Origin of the sequence: Mesorhizobium sp. M0030 (assembly GCF_040323695.1) — a bacterium.
In the GTDB taxonomy this organism is placed as follows: domain Bacteria; phylum Pseudomonadota; class Alphaproteobacteria; order Rhizobiales; family Rhizobiaceae; genus Mesorhizobium.
In genome coordinates, this window is record NZ_JAMYVE010000015.1 from 111,386 (window position 1) to 134,903 (window position 23,518).

Below are 23,518 nucleotides of genomic sequence, written 5' to 3' on the forward strand. Positions count from 1 at the left end.
CAGATCGATCAGAAATGCAAGTAGCTTATGAGATTAGCCCCGCTGCATAGCGCCTATCAACGATTGGGCGGTGCAGCGTTGCCGATCTGCACTCCCCGGCACTACACAATTCGCGGGATAACTCCGATACATTGGCTCTCACCGTATTCCCGCACCTAGGTCTGTTACATAAGCTGCAATCCCTGTTTTTTGCCCACTTGCAGAGCGTATCTGGCGCACCCCGCTGAGAGGTTTTGTGGCCCCAAGGCTTGAGACGAATCTAGTCAAGTTTCTGCAATACGGCGTGTCACAGGAGCTGGGACAACGCGCGGTGACGGCTGGGCTTACGATCACGAAAGTCAGGACAGCCAGTCAGAAGGACATCAAAGACAAAGGCTTCACGGGGGAGGAAGCCAAGGCACTCAAGGCCGCCGTAGTACGTCAGCCAATTGATGAGGCGTTACTGCTCTCGCTTCTCGAAAACAGCAACTACCTCTGCAACTGCTGCAAGGGCGACAAAGGTCAGTCCTTCATCGTTCATCACATCGAGGAATATTCGACCTCACAGGACAACAGCTACGACAATCTGATTGTCCTCTGCCCGACCTGCCACGACCAAGCGCATCGTTCGCCCACACAGCTCACGCTTTCGATCACGCCGGAGATGCTGAGGTACAACAAGGCGAACTGGGAGCCGGAGGTTGAGAGAAGAAATGCCGAGCGCGCCATTCGAAAACGCGAGAGCGAGGTATCGACCGCTGAGCCGGGTGAAGCACTCGCCCTTCCAAAGGTGAAGAAGGTTCAGACGCGCGTCATTGTTCTGAATTTCGAAGGCGATGCGGACGACTTCCACGTTCAGAAGGTGGACGCGATCATCGAATCTCTCAGGCACATAACCGGCAATGCCGGGATCGAACTTGTCTCGACCGAGCGCGGTTCTTTCCTGATGCTCATTCGCGCGACTAGCGACGACAAGGCAAAGATCGACACACCCGAAACAAAGGCGTTGCTGCTCCAGGAGCACAACGCTGTTCTAACAAGTGTTGTAGACGAGCAGTCCTTCCGGCAAGTGCAGATGAGGGACGACGAACTAGGCCGTGTCCCGCGCGACCTGCTCGAGTGGTCGCAGACACTTCCGGACGGTACCCACTTCAGCCGCCCGGAGAAGGACCAGATTCTCGAGACTATCGCGGGGCAGGAGACCACGACGCAGGCCGTCCTTGGGCTTCCGGGTTCCGGCAAGTCAGCGCTGCTCGCCGAAGTAGCCAACGCGCTCATAAAGGATGGCATCAGGGTTCTGGCCATCAAGGCCGACCTGCTCGACTCGGCAATCGAAACCGAAGACGATCTCGCCGAGTGGCTTGGACTTACCATTCGTCCCAGCGCGATGCTCTGGCGGATAAGTCAGTTGCGACCGGTCGTTCTTATGATCGACCAGCTCGATGCGCTCGCAGGCTACACGGACATAAAGACTGGGCGGCTGAGTGTACTGCTGGGCCTGGTCCGGCGCGTCAGCGGCCTGACAAACGTGCACGTTGTCCTGTCGGCTCGCGAGTTCGAGTACGAGCACGACGTCCGTCTCAAGACCATCACGGCCGAAACAATTCACTTGGACCTGCCGCCCTGGTCCGAGGTCGTTCCTGTGCTGGAGCGCCATGGATTCGAACCCGCAGGCTGGCCTGCCGACGCGCAGGAAGTTCTACGGTCGCCCCAGGCGCTGAAAACGTTCCTGAAGCTGGAGGAGAGGAGCAGCGAGCCCTTCCGCAAGTACCAGCTCATGCTGGACCAGATGTGGGCGGAGACGATAACGAGGCAGCCCAGCGGGTCGCGGCTTGCGAAGCTCGTCACCGACATCGCAGACCAGATGGCGGAGAAGGAAATCCTGTGGCTCCCCGCCGCGCGATTTGACCAGGACTCGGAGGACATAACCTATCTCGTGAGGGCGGGAATGCTCTCAGACCTGGGCCAGGCCGGAAGCAAGATAGGCTTTTCCCACCAGACCATGTTCGAACATGCCCTCGCACGATCCTTCACCCGCAGCCAAGGACGGCTATCGGAGTTCACAATCGCCCGGCAGACTTCGCTGTTCGTGCGGCCGAAATTGTGGTCCGCCCTGACCTATCTTAGGGAGGTTGATCCGACTGCCTACGGCGTGGAGATGCAATCGCTCTTCCATACCCAGGATTTGCGGCTTCATCTCCGGACACTTCTCGTTGAATTCCTCGGTCAGCAGCCGACGCCGGACGGCGTGGAGGCACGCCTGTTCGACGAAGCGCTTGCGTCGGACAGGCGACCAACGGCTTTCATGGCAATGGCAGGAAGTCACGGATGGTTTGAGCGGTACAAACACACTGAGATTGTCCGTGCGATGAACGACGACAAGGAAGCCACCCTGGCTCTGGGCGTTCTCAATCGCGCTTGGGTATTTGCTGCCCGCGAGGTCGAGAGGCTGATCGCCGAGAACTGGTCGGCGTTGCCGGGCTGGGATGGCTTCACCTGGGCTGCCCTGGGTCAGGCGCGGGTGTGGACGCCGGGCATGGTCGAGATGGCGAGGGCGCTGATTGCGCGTACCGCAATGCACGCGCATAGCCTCGAATTTATTATCTCCACAATCGGCGTAAGCCAGCCGGAGGTTGCGGTTCAGCTTCTGCTCGCAAAGCTCGACCAGGAGCTTCAGTCGGCAAAACAGGAGTCGGCCAGAAGGATAGCGTCCGCTCCCAAAGAGGACGGCGACGGCTCCTGGACTTCGCGCATATCCTCGTCTCCCAGAGAGCCGATCAAAAGTGTCGTCGAGCAGGCGAAAGCCTGGGACACCCTGGAGGCACTTGGAAAGGAAAATCCCGCGCTGTTCCTTGGAGCCCTGTGGCCTTGGCTGACCGAAGCGATGGTCGCGCTTCGCGATCTTGACAGCGAGGAACACAGCCTCTCCTATCCGCTGCAGCACACGCTCGATTTCAAATTCGAAGAGGAAGAGCGGAGTCAAGGGCGTTCTGACCCCCCCATACTCAGCGCCATTCGCGTTGCGTTGGAGACCCTTGCCCTCAACGACGAAAAGAACTTTCTTCAATGGCTGTCAGAGCATGAAGGAGATGAATTCAATCCTGCCCAGCGGCTGTTCGCGCATGTACTATCGCTCTACCCGGATCAGTATGCGCAAGTCGCGTATCGTTTCCTTCAGGGCGATCCGAGACGATTTAGGCTCGGAAACCACGAAGACCCTTCTGGGACAACAAAGCGCCTCATCGCGGAGGCGAGCCTTCACTGGTCCGACGCGGATGTCGAAGCCTTTATCGCCGCCGTCAACGCTTACGCACCGACAGCTTATCCCGATCTGGACGTCAAAGGCCGCAAACTTTTCAGCGACAGGGTTCGTCGCATAAAGCTGGGCCTCTTATCGGCACTGCCTTCCGAACGCTTGCCGGGAGCGACCCGCCGCCTTGTGATGGAAGAACGCCGCCGCTTCCCCGGTTCGGACGAGGGAATACGGCATTATGGGCCGTCGTGGATAGGTTCGCCCATTTCGGCGGAGCAGCTCGCAAAGGCGCAGAACGACGAAGTTCTCAACGCTTTCCGCCAGTTGCCGGACAAGTATGAGTGGGACCATCCCAACCGCATGATGGAGGGCGGCAACATACAGCTGTCGCGGGCCTTCGCGGAGTTTGCAAAGACCGACCCCCAGCGGGCCGCTACGCTCATACGCAAGTTCGAGCCGAGCTTTGGGACCCGCGCAGCAGGCTACGCGCTGGAGGCCATCGCCGAAGCGGGTGATCCTCAGCTTGTGATGAATCTCATGGCCGAACTCGACGGGCGTGGATTCACCGGCGATGAGTTTCAGAACTCGGCGTCCGAGGCCGTCAGCCGATTGGTCCGCCGGGAGATTGCGGTCTCACCGGAAACCCTCGACATCATTGAGAAGTGGCTCAATGAGCCTGCCGCTCCAGACACCGCTACAGCGCAGCCTAAGGAAGATCGGAGCGACGATCAGGATCAAGAACTCCTCGACACGGGAGAGGAGAAGGCCAGCGAGAAGGACGCAGGAAGGCGGGAGCAAAGCATCCTCTGGGGAATGGGCTCCGCCTTTACACTTCCCGCTGGAAGCTTTCCCAAGCTGGATGTTCTAGTCCATGCCCTGCTGCTGGCAGGGCAGCACGACCGCGTCCTGGCCGTACTGACACGCGCCAGCGAGCGCGGAGAAGACGATCGGGTATGGAGGGCCATCCTTCATTGGTTACGCTACCTTAAGCCGACCAATAGGGAAGAGCTTGAGGGGCTCCTGGACACCGTCTTCAAACGCTACCCGGCTCTGCTGAGGACTACCGAGCTTGCCATTCTGTTCGCCTACCTTCACTGGAGGCATGCCGGTTTCGTGCGTTCTTACCTGGAGAAGTGGGCCGCCTCCGGCGACGAGTATTTCGAGCAGCTTGCAGGTGAGCTGACGCCCTTGATTGCGTTCCTGCAACCGAAGCTGCCCTGGACGAAGCCATTGCTGGAGCAGGTCGTCTTTGGACCGGGTACGGACTCGACACGGCTTGGAGCCATCAATGCCGCCGTCAACCTGTTTCCGGATCTTGAGTGTCGGGAGCGCGCGTCTGAGCTACTCGTTCGCGTAATCCCCCAGATAAGCGGCGTTGCCTGGAACAACCTTTTCGACGTGTTCCGGCTCGTAGACGAGATCACGCCCGATCCGAGCTGGGTCGCGTTGCTCACTGCCATTGAGGCCAACCTTGAAGGCGCTCCGAAAATCAACGCGACGTTCGTCGTGGATCGCCTCCAGACACTTCTCCCCCATTGCGCTCTCCTCGTGGCGAAGATCGCCAGGAGACTGATCGAGACCTGGCGTGACGAACTCGGGGACATCCAGACAGGGATAGCGGGCTCCGCTTCCGAGCTGGTTGACCTTGCGATTACGCTTCACCGCATTGGCGATGATACCCGCGAGGTAGGGCTGGAGCTTTTCGAGCAGCTGGTCGAAATCCAGGCTTACACGGTCAAGGAAACGCTTGAGCAGATCGACAACAGGTTCAGAAACCAGGCTCCGCAACGCCAGCGGCTGCCTCGCCGCAACCGGGCCGCCCGCCGACGCGCGGCGCGACGGGCGACCTCGTCTTAGGCGGCAGTGCCGACAGCTGCGTCCCATCCCTTAGCGCGAAGATACCGCGCGGGCACCTACAGGGAGGTCCGCTCACGAAGCACGGAAGCGATTGGATGGACGCCCGATTTGATCCTCAACGAAGTCTCCGATGTCTTCATGAACGAAGTCGGCTTTCAGGAGACGACGCTACAGACCTGAACGGCCGAAATTGGGCGCAAAGCTGCCATTCACGTCGTGGAGAACGCATGAGAAGGCGACCTTGACTGCTGAGTGTACTGCATCAAAATCTCTAGTCCTTCCACTTATCAGATTTTGCTTTGGTGATAATTGCCTTGGCGCGTTCGACAAGCTGCCCCAGTCTTTCGATGGTCGGGGGCGCTTCGGTGCCTGCCTCCGTATGACTATGGTGTTGATTTTCACTGAGAACTGACCCGGCGTTTCCACCGAGATTTGACCCGCCTTTCATGTATGTTTCGGTTCGGGATTGAGGGTCAAGGTTCTGGCTTTCTCCTTCGCTTTTTTAGGCTCGTGGGCAGAGCTGTTTTTGAATCGGAAGCTGTCGTTTCCGGTTTCGCGGATGTGGCAATGATGGGTCAGCCCGTCGAGTAGCGCGGTTGTCATCTTGGCATCGCCGAAGACACTGGCCCACTCGCTGGGCTATTGGCGATCTGGCCCGATCGTCCCTGTGCCTTCTGCTGTTCCAGCGCATTGACCAGCTCGACCGTCGAGAAGAAGCGAACCCGCTTGTGATGATGCTTGGCATATCTTAGCGCTGATCCTTCTCGACGTCTCAGAGCAAACCCGACACTCCAGACCGTGCGCTCTTGCGCGTCGAGGCACTGACACTTAGGTGAGAAATGAGCCGCCTGCAGAACGACGGGCAGCAGCTGAATATCTCGGCAACACCGGGACGTCCTTCCTCGTCAGCATATTCTTGCGCAACGTCTGCGAAATCAGCACTGACATTATACCGGCACCTTCACTTGCAAGCGTTGAATGCGTGGCTCTGCGCCCGGTTTTGGGACATCGGATATGTCGACGAATTGTAAATCGCAGAGCTGATAGGTGATTTTGACATTCTGCTGGGAGCCTTCCGGGAGAGGAAGCCCGCCCTGGGAGTCAAAGCGGATGATCTTCGTGGATTGGCCGTCGACGGTCGTATTGTCTGCGGTCGTAATAAATATCTCTGGATATGATTGACCCGAGCTGTCCACTACCTGCTTGTCATCTTCGGTATAGGAATAACACGGGTACCGCTTGAAAACGATCGCCGACCTGAGCCCGTAGTTCACGAACAAGATTTCAACATACCCGGCCTCCCCCGGGCTGGACCCTCCGCCCACAAAGCTGGCAGCCACAATGGCACGATTTTCCGTCACTTGTTTGGTTAGTGCCGGAAGTCCGACGACCAGAAATGTGGCGATTGACGCCAAACCGGTGATTATAGCCAAGACCGTTGACGCGTTCCCAAGATTGCCCCACCAGCTCTTCTTTTGAGATGTGCCACAGTGAGGACACTTTTCGGCGCCGTGTTCGATTTTGAGCCGGCATGCCATGCAGCGGTCTTCTGAGAAATCTGCAGCTTGAAGTGTCACGGTTCCCTCTCCTTTAAGTTAGCAGGTGCAACACGCTGCGTTTTGGCGGGTGGCTGCGCGCCTTTTCGATGAGTGATTGCTCAGGATCCGCCAAAACCGTTTATGGGTCGTAGGTGGTCACGACTGCGAAGTGATCGGACCCGTGCAACTGACAAGCTTTCGCCGCCCAATCGGTCTGCGCCAGGTCGACGCCGGCGTTGCAACCAAGCGTCGGCGCTTTGAAATCGGCTTGATCGCCAGCCGGCACAGCCATGTGATCGATTGCAGCGTCGGCAAAAGCGGTGTCCTTGTAAGTGCGACCCAGCCCCTGTGTAAGCAACGCAAACGCGCTTGCACCGATGAGGGGTGTCGTCAGGATTGCGAAAGTATCGTCGAACCCGTCGCCGGCGACGCAGGCTGCGGCGGGAAAGGGCGCTTTCTTGCATTCAAACGGCTGGAGATTGCAGTCCGCGAAAGCGGACCCTGCTTTGCCCTGTTCAAGACTCGTATTGAAGTCGCCGGCGATGATCGTTGTGCGGCCTTCTGCGGTCGCTTTGTCGGCGACGACCTTCACCGCGGCGATCACGCGTTCTCGCTCGGCCGCGTTGCGTTTATCGGCATCTACTTGACGGGCAAAGCCTTGTGCTATCGCTGTGATGAGCTTGGCTGGAACATCGATGGCCATATTTTCCAATGCCCGGTTTGCGTCCGTCGCGTCGGAGCATGCATTGTTGATATTGCTCTTCAGATGCACAGGAAAGATCGTAAGGCCGTTCGCCAGATCCACGCGCAGGGTACCGCGGTCGTTGCCTCCTGTTGGCTGGACCTGCGAAAGACCGCTCGAAGTTAGAAGTTCTTCCGCCACTTGCAGTCCGCCGAAGCTTCCAAAGACCTCATGCGTCCGCCCGTCGAGTTTCACATCGTACTCTGTGACGCGGATCATCGGAATCTTGGAGATAACCGCGACCTCCAGGCCCTCGTGGGCTGCTGTATTTGGAACCGATAGGTCGGATACCGCCACGTGATAGTTTGACCACCCTAAGTGATTGGCAACGATTTCGGCGCCAGTTCGCCCGATCACCTCGACCATTACGACCACATCGGGTGACAATTCAGCATCCAGGCCCGCGAAGTCAGCTTGCCGGCCAAGCATGGACTCCTCCAACCCACGACCTATGTTCCAGGATACAATTGTGGTCGACTGTGCAAAGACAACAGCCCGTCCACGCACAAAGCCAAGCGAAAGTCACAATTGCACGCATCAACGTCGTTCCTCCACTAGGTGCTCACCCTGCGGTGGGAGACCTCACACCGGCAAGTTGGGTAAGCGTTCTTCATGGTTCGTCGCGGGAAAACGGCGAAGGACCCACGTGGGACCTGTCTTGTGTCGGCGGCAGTATCCTGGACAGTGCTGCTTCGGCGTTGCCGCTCTTTTCTGCTTCAAAAATGTAAGGGGCAACATCGCGCGTTTCCGCGGCCTGGGATGAAAACTTTAGATCCACCCAACGGCGAAAATTGAAAATGCCACCCGCAAGCTGGAGTGAATAGTCGAGCGACTGGGTCTCGGCGACGAATGGTTCTGTGGGTGCGCGATTCTTGAAATAATGTCTCAGCGCCTGTTCATCGTAAGGATTGATGGTGAACGGCAAAAGGCCATTCATTTCATCAAAAACAGGGCCTTCAGGCGGAATTCCCCGACCCCAATCGAGGGCACGCGCATGGCAGGCAAGGCATGCAGACTTGAAGTTGTCGACGGGTCCATTGAGGCGCCCAAACAGTCCAAGATGGTGCCGAGGCAGCGAGAAAAACCGGGCAGCTACCGTGGGATTGACCCAGCTCTCCTGCACGGTGCCTCCATCTTCCTGATACTTCTTGGCAGTCAGTTCAGGGTCGTTTCCCCACAACAGTCCCACGGGAACGAGCTTTGACCAGACATCGTCACCAGGTGCATAGGCGTCGTACATGAACGTGCCAAAAACCCAACCTGTCAGGGCGCCAGCCGCTGGATCCTTCACCGCAACATCCACCTGCAAAAGGCGCATTTCCTGCACGGAGCCGCCTTCGCCAATGGCGGCGTTCCATATTTTCGACCCGGTTAGATATGGCACCCGCGAAACCGGCGCGGTGGTGAAGAGCAGCTTGATTGCAAATGTGTTGGGCGGGAACACCATGGCCTTGGTCTTCGGTCGCGCGGGGTCCCCCCAAACCTGACCGAGCCCATAGCATCCAACCCCGTTGTAGAACCCAATTGCCCAGTTTTCGGCGCGAGAGCGTTGATGCTCCGAGAGTTCGAAGAGGCGCGATCCTCGCTCGCGGGTCATACCGTGAATGCGCTCGCGAATATCCTGAAACCACGGCGCGTGGCACCAACTTTGCGATCCTTTCTCGATCCTCCAGTCAATAGAGACATTATCCTTCAGCCCATAGGCAAGAAGAGTGCGAAGGTAACGCTCAGGCTGTACTCGAAAGTCGATCCCACGCCATGGAGTCTCCACGGCTGGGAGGGTCTTCGGAAAGGAAAAATTGGCAACGAACTCCTTCTCCCCGGCAGGCAGACCAGAAAGAGCCATAGTGCTTGAGCACTTGAAGAGGATACTCGCCGCCGTATCGAGCGAGGCGTTCTCCGCAACGTCGCAGGCGGCGTGAGCCGGCCGAGGCGCAATAGCAAAGATGCCGAGCAACATCCAAATCAGCGTTATAGCATTTGCACAGACACGCATCCGCGTCCCCCATTGGTGTAGTCACCGGTCTGCCAGATTATGTTATACCTGCAGTGATCGTTATTTTAATACCGCAAGGTCCCTCAGTGTCGTCAGGCATAAGGTCTGGCAACCCGTTGCTTCGGGCGACGGTGTTCTACCTCAGGGGATCGCTCTCGCCTTCGACGATACCCCGTCCCACTGTCCATTTTCTGGGCGATCCGTGTTAGATAGACAGTACGGTCTCAATTGCATCAGCAACGATGTCGGCGTGATGTGGTTCATGGCCGTCGTGGAACACTATCTGCAACGAGCTTTCGATCCACCTTTCAGCTTCCGGGCAGTGTGTCTGCTTATAGTCAAAGACAGTCTCGGGGATATCCGGAAAGATTTGTCGGGCAACCAGCTCGGCCGGCCAGATTGGAGTTTCGTTGTTGGGTTGTCCGAAAGTGTCGAAAAAGTTTCGGTTCCTGAACACCCCAGTCCGATAAAGGGTCTCATCGCCGTAGGATTTACCGACGCCCATGCCGACCGAAGTCGCAGCGGCGCGCATTGCCTTCAGCACATCTTCCCGGCGCGCTACAAGATCCGGCTCCAAGCGAAACATTTGAAAGAAATAGCTGGAGATCGCTTTGCCGTGGTGTTGCTGCGGCCGCACACCGGGGATCTTTGACAGCCTCTCATCAAGCCGTTGGCCAACGGCTGTAAAGCGAGCCGCTACTTTAGCCAATTTGGGAAGCTGCGCCAGGAGCATGGCGAACTCCAGGTCGCTCATCCGGTAATTCACACCTGACCCGTTGTATATGTAGTGCTCGCTATTGGGATCCGTGACGCCGGTCCGGTTGCGGTGCTTGTCGGAGAAGTTGAGGCACCGCAGGAAATCATCCTCGCTCCTTACGAGGACAAAGCCGCCCTCGCCACACGTGATGTGTTTTTGGGAGTTGAGGCTGAAGCAGCCAGCATCGCCTCGCGTTCCCGCGGGACGTCCTTTATAGCTGGCCCCCTGAGCCTGCGCAGCATCTTCGATCACTTTGATATTGTGTTGCCGACAGAAATCAAGAATCGGATCCATATCTGCAGGCGAGCCCCCCAGGTGCACGACAATGACCGCCGAAGTGCGACTGGTAGCGACGCGCGCGATCGTTTCGGCCGTCAGCAATCCGGTATTCGGATCAAGATCGGCGAACACGGGAATCGCGTTCTGAAAGATCACCGGCATGACAGTTCCCATGTCGGTGATTGGTGGAACGATAACCTCCGTTCCGGCGGGAATTTGGAGGCCGCCAAGCGCGACGTGGATGGCGGCGGTGCCAGATCCCGCCGGGACGGCGCGGAGACGCTCGCCGCTCGTGTCGCTATAGTAGTTTTCCAAAGCCTCACGGGCCTCGTTCCAGAAATTCCGCTTTGGATCGCCGCTGCTGGTATAGGGCCATAGTTCCTGCCCTGCCAACGCGGCGTCAAGCAGTTGCCGCTCGGCACTGTCAAATCTGCGTCGCTCAGGTGCGGTCACAGGCTGTCCTTTCTGGTCGCGGGTTGTCGTGCGCGACATGCGTCGATTTCTTCACGCCCGAGGCGATCGCGACGTTCGGGCAGTTTGTTTGTCCACCCAGGCAACAAGGCCTCCTAGCTGAACGCGATTGAAGCTTTCTTCGAGTAAATGCGCTTCAGGAAAAAAAGGATAGTGGGCGCTGGGGCTCTTCAGGCCGTCGGGGACGAATTCACGACGATTTCACGCAACGGCGGTAGGACGCCAGACCGCGTCGCTAGCGGATGGGCCAGCTACGCTTCCAGCCAGTCATCGGCCCGGCCCGCAGCCTTCTTTTCTATTGCTGCCATGATCGGCAGCCGCCGCAGCGTGTTGACCGGATAGGCCGGATCAAGCAGCGCCGCTGGAGCAAAGTCGGGCTCCTGCTCTCGCAGAGCCTTAACAGCTTGGCGAAGCTGGGGCACTTCAACGCGGCGCAGCTGCAAGGCCACCTCATAACGCCGTGTCGAGACAAAATCCGGGCGGAAGCGAAGCGCCGTTCTGGCGTGCAGCAGCGCCTGATCGTAGTCAGCCAGAGCGGTTGCGGCCATGCAAGCGAAATGCTCGAAATAGAACTGATAGGGACTGTGCTTTGTAAGTTCCAGAGCACGCCGGGCTGTCTGGTATCCTTCTTCCAACTTGCCGTTTGTGCTCAGGGCGTTGGAGAGCAGCGCCCATCCCAACGGGTCCGTCGGATCGCGCTCGACGCCGCGCTGCGCCATCACGAGCGGGGTCCGCAGATTGCCTTGGTGAATATATTCAATCTGCGAACTGATTGTCTGGACAACGGCATCGTCGGGCGAGTGGCGGAGCGCCTCCGCAGCGAGCTCGGTGACCGGCGCAACGTTGTCCAGGAATGACATCGTTCGATGTTGAAAGAATGCGGCATTGCGCAAGAAGCCCCGCCACACCAGGTACCGGCCGCGCGGCTCTATCTCAAAGGCGCGCTTGAACAGGCTGTCAGCAGCAACGAGGCTTTTCTTGTCAAGACGAAAAAACAGGTTCCGCGCCTGGTGCGCCAGGACAGATGCGCAAGCATCCGCTCCATCAATCGATGCCGATTCGGCAAAAGCTTCGCAAACCCGTTCGACTGTGTTGAGCGCAAGCCTGTCCAAGTCGACCGACTCGTGCATCGCGCCGATGGCGCCAGGTACGCTTGCATTGTCGGACCACAGCCGTCTTCCATTCTGAATTTCGCAGGACAGGAAAACGTCACCACCAACCGCAACGGAAAGCACCCGGATCAAGAGCATCGCCTGCGGTTGGCCTGCGGGTGCATCGAGATCATCCGCGCCGCCGTCCCCGTCCGCACTCATGATCTCCAAATCGTCCATCTGCCGCAATGCGCTCAGAATCCGATTCTGCAACAATCGTGCGCCGACATCGGCCGCTGGCGCTCCTCGTGCATCGCTACGCACCAGCACGATGCGTCTTCGGCGCGGCGCTGCCCTACGCTGCTGCATCCATCTCTCGAGGACATGGCTGCGCACGTCGCGGATAACATGTTCGAATTCATGGTCGTGCACGTCGACGTCTTCAAAGGCCTCGACCGTGCCTGCCCGCCTCATGTCGGCAGACGCTTCATACACGACCTTGAAGCTCGCTGGGTCTAGAGTCACGGCATGGCGCGAGGCCACCAGCAGTTGGCCGTGCGGCCCCAACGCGCGGCGTATCTCACTAAGGGCCGCCCGCAAACTGCCTGCCGCTTGTTCCGCGGCCCGGTCGCTCCACAGGCGCTGCTGCAGCCATGCCCGCGTGCGGGTGTGACCAGGCGCGACGGCCAAAAGAGCAATCGCGCCGCGCGCCTTGCTACCTTGTGGCGCGAAATCACGCCCCCCCTCATCGGTGAGGGTAAGCCTGCCGAGAGCATTTAGCTTTAGCATGTCCGCCCTGCAGAAGTATTCTGTGCCCATATTTACTTACTGCAATTTTCTGCGTCCCGCTATCCATTAGAAGAAGCAAATGTTCATGCGTCCTTGCTGATCCTCGTGGGGAAAAGCAAAATCCTGCTGCTGAAGGGAGCGAAGTCCGTTCGGCAAGAGTTGCTGGGTAAGCGTGAGCTGACACACGCACAATAGCGGCTCCATTCACCCCTTAAGCTCGCATCGATGTATTTCACGGTGTTTTCACGCCCGCGATTTTTTTCCTGATCTAGGATTGCGAGCATCTCGAACGAACAATTTTGCAAAGCCGATTTGGTGAGATCGTTCGAACGATTGAATTGCCCATCGAAGGAGGATGCGTTGGATACCCAGGCACCGAAAACAAAGGTCAGATCGAATACCGGCTCGCACCGGGCAACCAGCGCGGCATCCGCCGATCCGCTGGGCATCATTGTCGACCTCTTGCCACCGGGTTTCCCGACGCGGCCTGGCACACGGATACGGCCGACCACTATTACCATTCACAACACCGACAACCCCGGTCCGGGCGCCGATGCCGACGCGCACAATCGATACATTCGCGGCAGCGACGCAGTCGCGCGCAAGGTATCGTGGCACTTCACGGTGGACGACAACGAGATCTACCAGCATCTCCCGGTCAACGAGATGGGCTGGCACGCCCATGCTGCCGCCAATGCATCCAGCATTGGCATCGAGATCTGCATGCATCGCGGCATGAATGAAGCAGCCGCATACGACCGGGCGGCACGGCTTTGCGTGTTTCTGGGCATGCAGCTCGGCATCACCGTGCCCGAGGGCCTGCGCCAGCATCATGACTGGACCGGCAAAAACTGCCCCAGCGTCCTGCGCGGGCGGCCAGATGGCTGGCAAACGTTCCTCGACCGCGTCGCCTTCTACAGCAGGGGATCGCGCAGGCGCGCAATGCCCGACGTCACCTTTGTCGCAGCGGCAAAGGCGGGAGCCGCGAGCAAGCTAGCTCCAGAGGCCATGGACGACGCGCTCAGGTCCATCGATCATCACTTTGCAGCGCATGCCGACGCCGGCACCGCTGCCGAGCAGGCCCTGCCGATCCCGACTGGGGACCCGATTGCGTTCGCCGCGTCCACAGCAAGCACAGTCTATTGGCCTGTTGTGACGCGCCATCCGCGCGCCTTGGAAGTCAACACGCGACTGGTCGGCGGAGGCGCTTCGGGTGCCAACGCCTCACGTCGCTTCCTTGCCGATCGAAGCGGCGGCGCCCGCTATCACTGCGCGATCGATCTCTATTGTTCCGAAGGAGACGCGATCGTCGCCGTTGAAGACGGCAGAATCGCAAATTTCTACCCCTTCTATGAAAACACCAACGCGCTCCTGGTGCAGCACGATGGATATGTGGTCAACTACGGCGAAGTCTCGCCCAACTCGCTCGCATCGCTCGGCCTGAGCGTCGGCGACCGGGTGAACGCCGGGCAGCGGATCGGCACTGTCGGCCGATTGAACATGCTGCATTTTGAAACTTATTCGAGCGGCACGACCAAAAACTATTCCTGGCCGAAGGCCAACCCCCGCCCGAGCCGGCTGCGCAATCCAAGCCAGCTTCTTCTTGACCTCGCTGTATCTGCCGTGCGGCTCGATGCCGATCACGCCACGACTGCCCTCAATGTTGCAAGATCGGACCGCATGCAGACTGTCAGCGCGCCCTCGATTGCTTTCGCGCCGACGGCCGTCCCGCCAATGGATGAGAAGGATTGGCATCCTTTCGGCAACGGAACAAGGGAATGGCGGTACGACGCGCGTGGCCTTGCCACCCGCGAGAACGGCACCGTCGAGCAACAGCGTTCGGAGCAAAGTCTCGATACGATAAGGAAGATCATGCAATACATGGGCTCGGAGCTGCTTGCCGCGAGCGCCAAACACGGCATACCGCCGGCGCTGCTCTTGATGACGGTGGCGACCGAGACGCACATCTACAAAGCCGACAAGTTCACAGGCCCGAAGACATTTCGCTGGGAGGCGCATGTCGAGAACGATGACGTCAATCCGCCGACGCTTGGGGACTATTCGGCGGGCCCCGTGCAATCGCTCGGCACGACGGCGCGCTGGGTCATCCGCTCGAAAGGCACGGCGTTCGGCCTCAACTACGATCCTTTTGCGGTCGCACCGGTGTATCCGGCCAAACCCCACCCCAAACCGGACAGTCATCCGCTGTATGACTTTGCGACCAATCTTGATCTTGGCGCTGCAGAAATACGGATCCGGCTCGACAAGAGCGGCATTGATCCGATCTTCGTGGCAGCCGCGTTCAACGCCGGCGGACTTTACAGCAGCGCGCATAGTCCGTGGGGTCTGCGCACTTATGGCGATCATCTCGACCGGGCGGCAAAATGGTACGGCGATGCCTGCGCGCTTTTGATTGAAATCGGGATTGTCTAGCCGGCGGGTTCGACAGACGGCAGCAAGGAGGCAGCTATGAACAGGAGCGTCGGCATCGCTATCGTTTTCTTTTGCGGAGCCGCAGCGGCCGGATCGACGGCCGACCTGCAGCGATACAGTGGGATTTGCGAGCCCTCCGGCGGAGCGTTTATCGGCCCATCAAGGTTCGCCGTCGCAAGCGACGAGTCGAATGTGATCCGGATTTATGAGCGCGGATCACCCACCATCTCTGCTTCCGTGGATCTTACGACATTCACCGGGTACGAGAAGTCTGATCTCGAGGGCGCCACTGCGAGAGGCGACACGGTCTATTGGACTGCCTCCCAGTCCAATAGCTCGGGCGGTAGCGACAAAAAGAGAAAGGTGATCTTCGCGACCCGGATTGTGCAGGGCAACGGCGGCACGACGCTCGAACCGACGGGGGTCTTGCGCGAGGATCTGAAGCCGCAGCTGGTGAAGCTTTCAGGATCATCCGACGGTCGCATCAACATCGAGGGTCTCGCCGCCGCACCCGATGGAGGCTTGCTGTTCGGGTTTCGTAATCTCGTCGACGGCAAGGCGGCGGTTGTGAAGCTGAAGAACGCCGACCTGGTGCTCGCCGCGAAAGACAGTCTGGCTGAATTCGGCGATACGGCGATGCTCGACCTGGATGGGCGCGGCATTCGCAGCCTGGAACGGGTTGGGGATCGCTATTTGATCGTTGCTGGCAAGGCCAGTGACGCGGCAGCCGTCGATTACGCGCTCTACTGGTGGGATGGGGAGCCCGAGCACAAAGCGGTGGCTTGGGAGACACAACCGAATCTCTCCGGTCTTGATCCGGAAGTTGCCATGGTGCTCCAGGACGGACGCGCGCTCCAGATTATCAGTGACGATGGAGACCGTTGTGCGGAAGTCGAGGAGGAGGATCCCCCTTCAGATCAGCGCGGCTTCTCCAGCATTGACGTTCCCCTCTGAGCGGCAGCGAGAACTACGAACTCGGATCGAGGCGATCAACTAGATGCGGCTGCGGGGCCTAGCCGCCGAGTACCGTGAGCTGACAGCAAATGAAAAGCGGCAGGTGTGTCGTCAGCGTCTCACCGCCAATCGCAGAAACACTTACGATGTAACCTGGAGCTAAGGGTATGAACTCTCCGATGACTGCATTCTTCGGCAGTGTTATCGCAGTACTTCTTCTATGCCTGTTTTCGTTTTCGACGTTTTATGTGATTTCGTTGGTCGTCGAAAATTGTCGGTCCATGCCGGTATGCGAGCCGGCATCTCCGTTATTTGGAGACGGCTTCAAGTATGTCGTCACCACCGTAGGCGGCTTGGTCTCTGCATTGGTCATTGCCCACCTGACGGTTACCGAACCAGGAAATGCGCCCACCGTTGGTTCCTTCGCGCCGGAATCCAAAGCCGCCGTCTACGCGACCAATACCGTTGTTGTGCTCTACCTTCTGGCATGGATCGCAACTGGCTTGGCCGCACTCGTTGTCGGCGTCATGCTCTACCCAAAGGCCAGTTCGACCCTTTCCGATATCGGCTCCACCTGGCTTGGCCTGGCAGTATCAGCGGCGTACGCATATTTCGGCATCAGGCCTTCATCCGATAGACGGGTAGGCGGCGGTCCTGCGACATTTGCCACTGGCGACCTATCGCAGGGTCAAAAGGTCCCCAACGCATCGGAAGTGGTGACCTGCGGTCCGATCACTAAAAAAATTACACGCACCGATCCCGAATTCGCCGGTCTTGTCACGAATACAAACGCCAAGATCGTATTCAAGGACGAGGAAAACACCGGCGCGGATCGCATGATGACGCCCCGCCTCAAGAGCAAACTGGATTCCCTTGCCAATGTGGTTGCGTCGGAATGGCCCGGCGCCAAGCTGCGGGTTACGGAGGCTTGGGATGAGGACAATGAACATGCCGACGCCTCGCTCCATTACGAAGGCAGGGCCGCCGACCTCACGACCAATCCGGTCGACGGTGCAAAGCTCGGCAGGCTAGCTCGCCTGGCGGTGGATGCGGGTTGCGACTGGGTTTTCTTTGAGGACTCGTCCCACATACACGTCTCGGTGAAAGCTGGATAGGCAAACAAGAAGGTCGCCTGCAGCGGCAGGTGTTTCTCGTCACCGCGACACACGTAAGTTATTTCTGGCAGCACAGATCAGCTTGATCGAACTGCCAAAGGTCTTGTGTTGAGTCGCATAGATACTGTTTTTATCATAATATACTGTTGTATCATACAAACAAGTATGACATATATTATAATTTCTAACTGCCGTAATGTGTAAGATGCGTAAAACTGACGTCAGCGCAAACAATGCGCATGCACCGAACGTATTGGAGGATAGGTCGATGGCACGTTCACACGCGAAGACTACGGCGTCCAAACAAGCTGGTAACGCCAATCCGTTCAAACTGACGAGAACGAAAAAGGCGCAAGTCAAAGACGCCCACATTATTAGAGAGGGTGTGCGTTGCGACACGGAAAAGAGGGGGCACACAACGCCACACGGACGCACGCCGCTAGAAATTGTGGTCGATGCGTCCGAGGGCTTTATTCCGCTGTGGGCCAAGGGCACCACACTGCGCTGGCGTTTCCGTGACAATTCCTTCGCAGTGTTTGAAAATCAGGCCGCGGCGAAAGCGGCTGTAGAAGAACTGCTCGGCCAAGCCATCTTAAAGTGGGGCGACTCGGCTCCCGTCAAATTTGCCAAGCGCGACGATTCCTGGGACTTCGAAGTCGTCATGAGATCGACGGACGATTGCGATGACAATGGGTGCGTCCTGGCCAGTGCGTTTTTCCCAGACGCAGGGCGTCACAAGCTAACGCTTTATCCGCGTATGTTCGAACAGCCTTCGGAAGAACAGGTCGAAACGCTTATCCATGAGATCGGCCACATATTTGGCTTGAGACATTTTTTTGCATTGATCAGCGAAACCGACTGGCCTGCCGAGATTTTCGGGGAGCATAAGAAATTCAGCATAATGAATTACGGCAACGACAGTAAGCTAACCTCCCAGGACACATTCGATCTCAAGCGCCTTTATCAGATGGTGTGGAACGGCCTGTTGACGGAGATCAATGGGACACCGATCAGAATTGTAAAGCCATTTCATGCGAGCGGCGCGGCCACCGAAAGCGCGCTGGCGCTTGCGGCAACGCGGACCGTTGTCGCGCCATTGCCCGGGGCTTGAGATTCGCGACAGCGGAGCGGGTTTCGCCAGTGCAGACCCAAACCGTCGGCAAACCACCCATATTCTGAACTCAGATAGTTCTGCACTGGAAATTGACGCAAGAGGCATCGAATCGGTCATGACTTCCTTTGCATCGCAAAATCAGCTGCGCGAATTCCTCACGAAGACGACGGCGTCCAAAACGATCGAAGAAATGATGCCCGGTGCTTCTGGGCCGGAAAGCGCGGGGGCGGCTGAAACTCTGACCCGCACCACACTTCAGAAGCTGGACCGTGGCGAAATGCTCGATCCCCGTGAACGCTACCATCTTGAAGCGGTCATCTTGCCGGCGAAGCGACCCGCCATTGACATTGTGGGCGGCGACTTCAGCACACGACACCCCGATTGGCTGCATCTGAACAAGCCGGAACTCCGCGACCGACTGAAGGCGAAGTTCCCCGGCATCGGCCGGATTGAACTGCCAAATCACCCCACGCTGCCTTATGGCGGCACCGGCTTCGTGGTCGGACCCCGACTGCTCATGACCAACCGGCATGTCGCGGAGACATTCGCGGAGGGCCTCGGGACGTCGGGTCTGAATTTCATTCAGGGGCTCGAAGCAGGCATCGATTTCCTGAAGGAGCGCGGTCTCCCAGCGACGGCCTATCTGCAGGTGTTGCGGGTTGCTATGATCCACCCCCATTGGGACATGGCCCTCCTTGAGGTCGAAGGTCTACCCGCGATCCGCCAGCATCTGCGTCTCTCAACCCTCGATCCCGGCGCGATGACGGGCAAGGAAGTCGCCGTGATCGGCTATCCGACCTTCGACATTCGCAACCCCGCCGACATCCAGAACGATGTGTTCGCGGGGGTCTACGGCATCAAGCGCCTTCAACCCGGAAAGATACGCGAGATCGCAGCCGTCGACACCTACTACAACCGCGTCGTCGACGCTGCCCTCCATGACAGTTCCACGCTCGGCGGCAATTCGGGGTCGTGCGTGCTCGATCTTGAGACCGGCGATGTGCTCGGTCTCCACTTCGGTGGGCGTTACGCCGTCGCAAACTATTGCGTTCCCGCGGGCGCCCTGGCCGCCGACGGGCGCGTCATCGACACGGGCGTGACCTTCGCAGGCCCGGTCACGCGCAGGGCGACCGCATGGGACGACGCCTGGCGCCAAGTGTCCACCGGCTCGGCTCGGCCCGAGCCCGTCGACATCACGACTGGGCCTATCGCCGCGGACGCATCCCCATCATCTGGCTCAGGAGGACGTGCAATGGCCGCGAATGGCGAAGAAACGCGCATCACCATACCGCTCGAAATCACGGTCCGCCTCGGCCAGGCGCAACTCGGTGCCGCGTCCGTGACCACGCAACAATCCAACGCTACCGCGACGGTTATCGTCGAGCGCGCCGTCGAGCCGGTGCACGAGACCGACTATTCGACACGCAAAGGCTATAATCCGACATTCCTTGGGGTCTCCGTCCCCATGCCGAAGCCGCGACGCCCGAACGAACTGGTCCGCATGGCGGATGGCAGCCACGAAATCTCCTACCATCACTTCTCAGTGGTTATGCACAAGGCGCGACGGCTGGCCCTTTTCGCGGCGGCAAATGTCAGCGCCGATCCCGCCAGGAAGAGGCCGGGCAATCGGCCACAAGCGGACTATGGCCGCAAGGGCCTCGGCGGCATGGGCAAGGACGATAGCGAGAAATGGTTCGGCGATGGGCGAATCCTCGACACCGAGCAATTGCCGGACAAGTTCTACAACAAGGACCGCAAGGCCTTCGACAAGGGTCATATCGTGCGGCGGGAGGACGTCGCCTGGGGCGACACCTACGCCGAGATGCAGAACGCCAATGGCGACACGTTTCATGTCACCAACTGCTCCCCGCAGACAGCCCGTTTCAATCGGCCCGACGAGGAGGCCGACAATTGGGGCGCGCTTGAGAACCTGGTGCTGAAGAGCGCGCGAACCGAGAACCTGGCCGTCTTCGGCGGACCTGTTCTCGCCGGGGACGATCCGATCTTTCGCGGCGTCGACACGGAGGGCGAGATCGCGATCAAGATCCCTCGAAAGTTCTGGAAGCTGATTGTCGCCAGCACCGAGGGCCGGCTGCAGAGCTACGGCTTCACACTGGAACAGGACCTGTCGGGCGTCGACACCGAGTTGGTGGTGCCCGACAAGTGGGTCAAGTACATGCGCCCGATCGCCGAAATCGAGCAACTCGCAGGGGTCGATTTCGCCCGCAAGATCCGTGATGCGGACCAGTTCACCACCGCCGAGGGCGCCGGCATCATGGCGTCGGCCGGGGTCGCCGCCGGGCTGGCGGCCGGCGAAGGTCCGGCCGCGCCGCCTCCGCCGGCCGGCGCCGACATCGCCGATATTGTGGCCTTCTGGGGCGACGTGCAGAAAAGCCAAAAGCCCTCCGCCGACGATATTCGGCTCGTCGTCACCCTGTCGACCCCGATGACCGACAGCACTATTCGCGCTGAGGTCAGCCGAGCGCTCAACCTCGATGTCGAGGTCGGGCCGCTGTTCGATGCCGATCCTCAGCTCGACCGTTTCCGTCTCATCACCATCCCAGGCGTGGTCGCCACTGATCGCTCGGACCTGTTCGACGTCGCTCGCCACCTCAACCATCTGCTCGGCAGCGAAACGGTGGAGCCGGACCTGTCGACCAACTATTTCGCCGTCGGCGCGGCGCCGCCGGCGGACGGCACCGCCGAGAGCGCGAATTTTGCCTTCTGGTGTTGGGTGGACGAGAAGGACGACGCTCCGCTGGACCCGGACTGGGCAATCAACAAGACCAATGTTCGCCAGGCCTGGGCATTCTCGCAGGCGCAGGGGCGCCCGCGCGGCGGCAAGGGCATCCTCGTGTTCCAGCCGGACACCGGTGTGGTGCCAACCCACACGGAAATGCCCACGAAAGTCGACAAGGACAAGCGCTCGGCCAATTTCATCGAGCCCGGCAAACCGCCCGTCGATCCGATGAAGGGCTCTGGCAACATTGGCCACGGCACCTCGACTGGCAGCGTGGTTGCCAGTCCCGAGGCTGGCGCGATGAGCGGCAGCGCGCCGGAGGCCACCCTGATACCGATCCGCGCCATCACCTCCGTCGTCGTTATCGACCAGAGCCGCGTGGCCCAGGCGATCAACCATGCCAGGCTGCAGGGCGCGCATGTGATCACCATGAGCCTGGGCGGGCTTTTTGGTTCGGCATTGCAAGCCGCGGTCCGTAAGGCGGTGGACGCCAACATCATCGTCCTCGCAGCAGCCGGCAACTGCGTCGGGACGGTCGTCTGGCCGGCGCGCTATGACGAGGTCGTGGCGGTTGGCGGCATCAATGAGAAGATGCTGCCCTGGAAAGGCTCGAGCCACGGCCAGGCCGTGGATATCTCCGGCCCAGCAGAACTTGTGCTGCGCGCTGACGCGCGCGATCCGACCAATGCCGGCAAGGTGGGCGGCGGCGAGGGAACATCGTACGCGGTCGCTCACCTGGCTGGCGTCGCCGCGTGCTGGCTTGCCCACCATGGGCGCAACCAGCTTGTTCAGAACCTCAGGCCCGGAACGAAGTTGCAGTCTGTGTTCAAGGCGACAGTGCAACGAAGCGCCCACGTACCACCCGGCTTCGACACGGACGAGTATGGGGCAGGGATCGTCAACGCCGAAGCGCTGCTGCGCCGCGCGCCCGACTTCGCGGGGGCACCCGAAGCGGCCGGTGCTCGCTCGACGACGGATCAGGTGCGGGATCTGCTGGCGGAGACCGGAGCCTTCAGCCAGCTCGAGGCGGTGGCCCCGCTGTTTAGCGACAATCAGGGCTTGCTGGAGCTTGCCTGCATGGGGCTCGACCGTGCCCGCATGGCGCGTGCCCGCGAGGGCAGTCTGGAAGCCATGCCACCGGCGCGGATCTCCAGGGGCTTGCGGACACAATTGGGGCCGTCTCTGACACGCACCACCGCCACGGGAGGGCGGCCATGAGCGATATCGACACGCTGCGGCTTGAGCATACAGCGAGCCGCGTACACAAGATCCTTGGGCGCGCCCCGGGCCAGCTTGAGGCAGGCGGTGTGGCGAAACCGATGGGTAGTCTCGAAAGCACTGGCGCGGAGTCGGGTGGCGCGTCCAGCGGCGGTCCCGCTGACCGCGACGTCCTAGCCATCGCCAGGCGACTGATGGCCTCGCGTGTCCAGGAAGGCCGACCTATCGGCCCCGCGGAGGCGGAAGGGATCGCCCGTACCATCGTCGCCAGCGCCAACCGGGCGCTTCTGAAACTCGACGTAGCGTCCAACGGAGCACTCAACCAAGCCGAGGCGATCGCTCTGGAGGCGGTGGTCCATGTGCGCGGCCGCCCTGCGGTCAGGGTGCTGTCGGAGGGGTTGGAGGACATTGGCGTCTACCCGGAGGCCGGTCTGTGGAAACTGCTCGCCGATGAGCACTTCAAGAACCTTTGGACGGTCACGTCGGCAACCGCTGCAGTGCGGGTCACCGACCGGCTCATTGCCAACCGGCCTCCCTGGGTCCAGGGAACGGCATTCCTGATCGGCCCTGATCTGGCACTGACCAACCGCCACGTCCTGTTCCCGCCTGACGGTGGCGTACGCATCGCGCGGCGTTTCCCTGGCACGAACAAGGCCCGCATGAAGGGTGACTACGAGGTGCTGCTCGACTTCGCCTTCGACAACGGTGCGGCAAGGCAGATCCTCTACCGGATAATGGACGTGCCGTTTGTGGCCTCCGATTCCGATCCTGTCGACGCCGCGCTGCTGCGCGTCGAATGTGTGCATGGCGCCGGCCCGTCTCCCCTTGCCGTATCACGCGCCGATGTGTTCGACATCGACCGACTATATATCGTCGGCCACCCCGGCTATCTGGAGAGCGTGCCCGACGACATCATGGCGGTATTCGGCCGCCCGGACGAGCGTAAGCGCGTGAGTTTCGGCGAGTTGATGGACCCGGTAGCCCCGGAACAGACGCACATCGTCCACGACGCCTCCACGGTCGGCGGCTATTCGGGGGCCGCCGTCGTCGGCTTTGCCGCGCCGGACGTCCGCGCGCTGCACTACTGGGGAGACTCCAAGTCCGGCAACCGCGCCATCCCGGCGGATGATATCGTGAACCACCCCGAACTGGGCAATCTGCTGCCGCGGCCATGAAAAGCCAGCGTCTTGCC

Annotated in this window: 12 protein-coding genes and 1 pseudogene; 7 read left to right on the forward strand and 6 right to left on the reverse strand. The window is 59.8% G+C overall.

All coding sequences use genetic code 11. The annotated features are described in order from the left end of the window. The first annotated feature begins 283 nt into the window (after positions 1-283). Positions 284-5,089, forward strand: coding sequence for an HNH endonuclease (locus NKJ80_RS26275; protein WP_352498585.1), 4,806 nt, complete (start codon positions 284-286; stop codon positions 5,087-5,089). Between the two features lie 444 nt (positions 5,090-5,533). Here the strand turns inward: NKJ80_RS26275 and NKJ80_RS31515 are convergent. From NKJ80_RS31515 to NKJ80_RS26305, 6 genes and pseudogenes are all read right to left on the reverse strand, one after another. Continuing rightward, positions 5,534-5,722 (reverse strand): annotated as a pseudogene (locus NKJ80_RS31515) (ATP-binding protein); the annotation flags it as partial. Positions 5,723-6,036: 314 nt separating this feature from the next. Then, positions 6,037-6,666 (reverse strand): hypothetical protein, encoded by a 630-nt coding sequence (locus NKJ80_RS26285; RefSeq protein WP_155922515.1) that lies wholly within the window; start codon positions 6,664-6,666, stop codon positions 6,037-6,039. A gap of 100 nt (positions 6,667-6,766) precedes the next feature. Beyond that, positions 6,767-7,798: an exonuclease/endonuclease/phosphatase family protein gene (locus NKJ80_RS26290; protein ID WP_156936421.1), complete on the reverse strand. Its 1,032-nt coding sequence runs from the start codon at positions 7,796-7,798 to the stop codon at positions 6,767-6,769. A gap of 181 nt (positions 7,799-7,979) precedes the next feature. Beyond that, positions 7,980-9,329 carry a hypothetical protein gene (locus NKJ80_RS26295; protein WP_352498586.1) on the reverse strand — a complete coding sequence of 450 codons (1,350 nt, stop codon included), beginning with the start codon at positions 9,327-9,329 and terminating at the stop codon, positions 7,980-7,982. Between the two features lie 241 nt (positions 9,330-9,570). Continuing rightward, on the reverse strand, positions 9,571-10,893 hold the full coding sequence (locus NKJ80_RS26300; protein WP_023827285.1) for a DegT/DnrJ/EryC1/StrS family aminotransferase: 1,323 nt from the start codon (positions 10,891-10,893) through the stop codon (positions 9,571-9,573). Between the two features lie 230 nt (positions 10,894-11,123). Continuing rightward, complete coding sequence (locus NKJ80_RS26305) at positions 11,124-12,752, reverse strand: AfsR/SARP family transcriptional regulator (protein WP_156936420.1); 1,629 nt, start codon at positions 12,750-12,752, stop codon at positions 11,124-11,126. A gap of 360 nt (positions 12,753-13,112) precedes the next feature. Between NKJ80_RS26305 and NKJ80_RS26310 the strand changes: the two genes are divergently transcribed. The 6 genes from NKJ80_RS26310 to NKJ80_RS26335 all read left to right on the forward strand — a co-directional run bounded on the left by NKJ80_RS26310 (position 13,113) and on the right by NKJ80_RS26335 (position 23,501). After that, positions 13,113-15,185, forward strand: a complete 2,073-nt coding sequence (locus NKJ80_RS26310; protein WP_050588523.1) for an N-acetylmuramoyl-L-alanine amidase — start codon at positions 13,113-13,115, stop codon at positions 15,183-15,185. Positions 15,186-15,221: 36 nt separating this feature from the next. Continuing rightward, positions 15,222-16,139, forward strand: coding sequence for a DUF3616 domain-containing protein (locus tag NKJ80_RS26315; protein ID WP_023669242.1), 918 nt, complete (start codon positions 15,222-15,224; stop codon positions 16,137-16,139). Positions 16,140-16,318: 179 nt separating this feature from the next. Further along, positions 16,319-17,254 carry a hypothetical protein gene (locus NKJ80_RS26320; protein WP_352498587.1) on the forward strand — a complete coding sequence of 312 codons (936 nt, stop codon included), beginning with the start codon at positions 16,319-16,321 and terminating at the stop codon, positions 17,252-17,254. 268 nt (positions 17,255-17,522) lie between these two features. After that, complete coding sequence (locus NKJ80_RS26325) at positions 17,523-18,365, forward strand: matrixin family metalloprotease (protein ID WP_031214812.1); 843 nt, start codon at positions 17,523-17,525, stop codon at positions 18,363-18,365. 118 nt (positions 18,366-18,483) lie between these two features. Further along, complete coding sequence (locus tag NKJ80_RS26330) at positions 18,484-22,326, forward strand: DNA/RNA non-specific endonuclease (RefSeq protein ID WP_352498588.1); 3,843 nt, start codon at positions 18,484-18,486, stop codon at positions 22,324-22,326. Further along, the gene (locus NKJ80_RS26335; protein WP_023672411.1) at positions 22,323-23,501 is read left to right on the forward strand and encodes a trypsin-like serine peptidase; all 1,179 of its coding nucleotides are present in this window, start codon (positions 22,323-22,325) and stop codon (positions 23,499-23,501) included. The genes NKJ80_RS26330 and NKJ80_RS26335 overlap by 4 nt, the downstream gene beginning before the upstream one ends. Positions 23,502-23,518 lie beyond the last annotated feature (17 nt).

Bases quoted from the DNA above. Each gene is read 5' to 3' on its own strand.
- NKJ80_RS26290 (WP_156936421.1), bottom strand. From the start codon at position 7,798: ATGCTTGGCCGGCAAGCTGACTTCGCGGGCCTGGATGCTGAATTGTCA.
- NKJ80_RS26295 (WP_352498586.1), bottom strand. From the start codon at position 9,329: ATGTTGCTCGGCATCTTTGCTATTGCGCCTCGGCCGGCTCACGCCGCC.
- NKJ80_RS26300 (WP_023827285.1), bottom strand. From the start codon at position 10,893: ATGTCGCGCACGACAACCCGCGACCAGAAAGGACAGCCTGTGACCGCA.
- NKJ80_RS26305 (WP_156936420.1), bottom strand. From the start codon at position 12,752: ATGCTAAAGCTAAATGCTCTCGGCAGGCTTACCCTCACCGATGAGGGG.
- NKJ80_RS26315 (WP_023669242.1), top strand. From the start codon at position 15,222: ATGAACAGGAGCGTCGGCATCGCTATCGTTTTCTTTTGCGGAGCCGCA.
- NKJ80_RS26320 (WP_352498587.1), top strand. From the start codon at position 16,319: ATGACTGCATTCTTCGGCAGTGTTATCGCAGTACTTCTTCTATGCCTG.
- NKJ80_RS26325 (WP_031214812.1), top strand. From the start codon at position 17,523: ATGGCACGTTCACACGCGAAGACTACGGCGTCCAAACAAGCTGGTAAC.
- NKJ80_RS26330 (WP_352498588.1), top strand. From the start codon at position 18,484: ATGACTTCCTTTGCATCGCAAAATCAGCTGCGCGAATTCCTCACGAAG.
- NKJ80_RS26335 (WP_023672411.1), top strand. From the start codon at position 22,323: ATGAGCGATATCGACACGCTGCGGCTTGAGCATACAGCGAGCCGCGTA.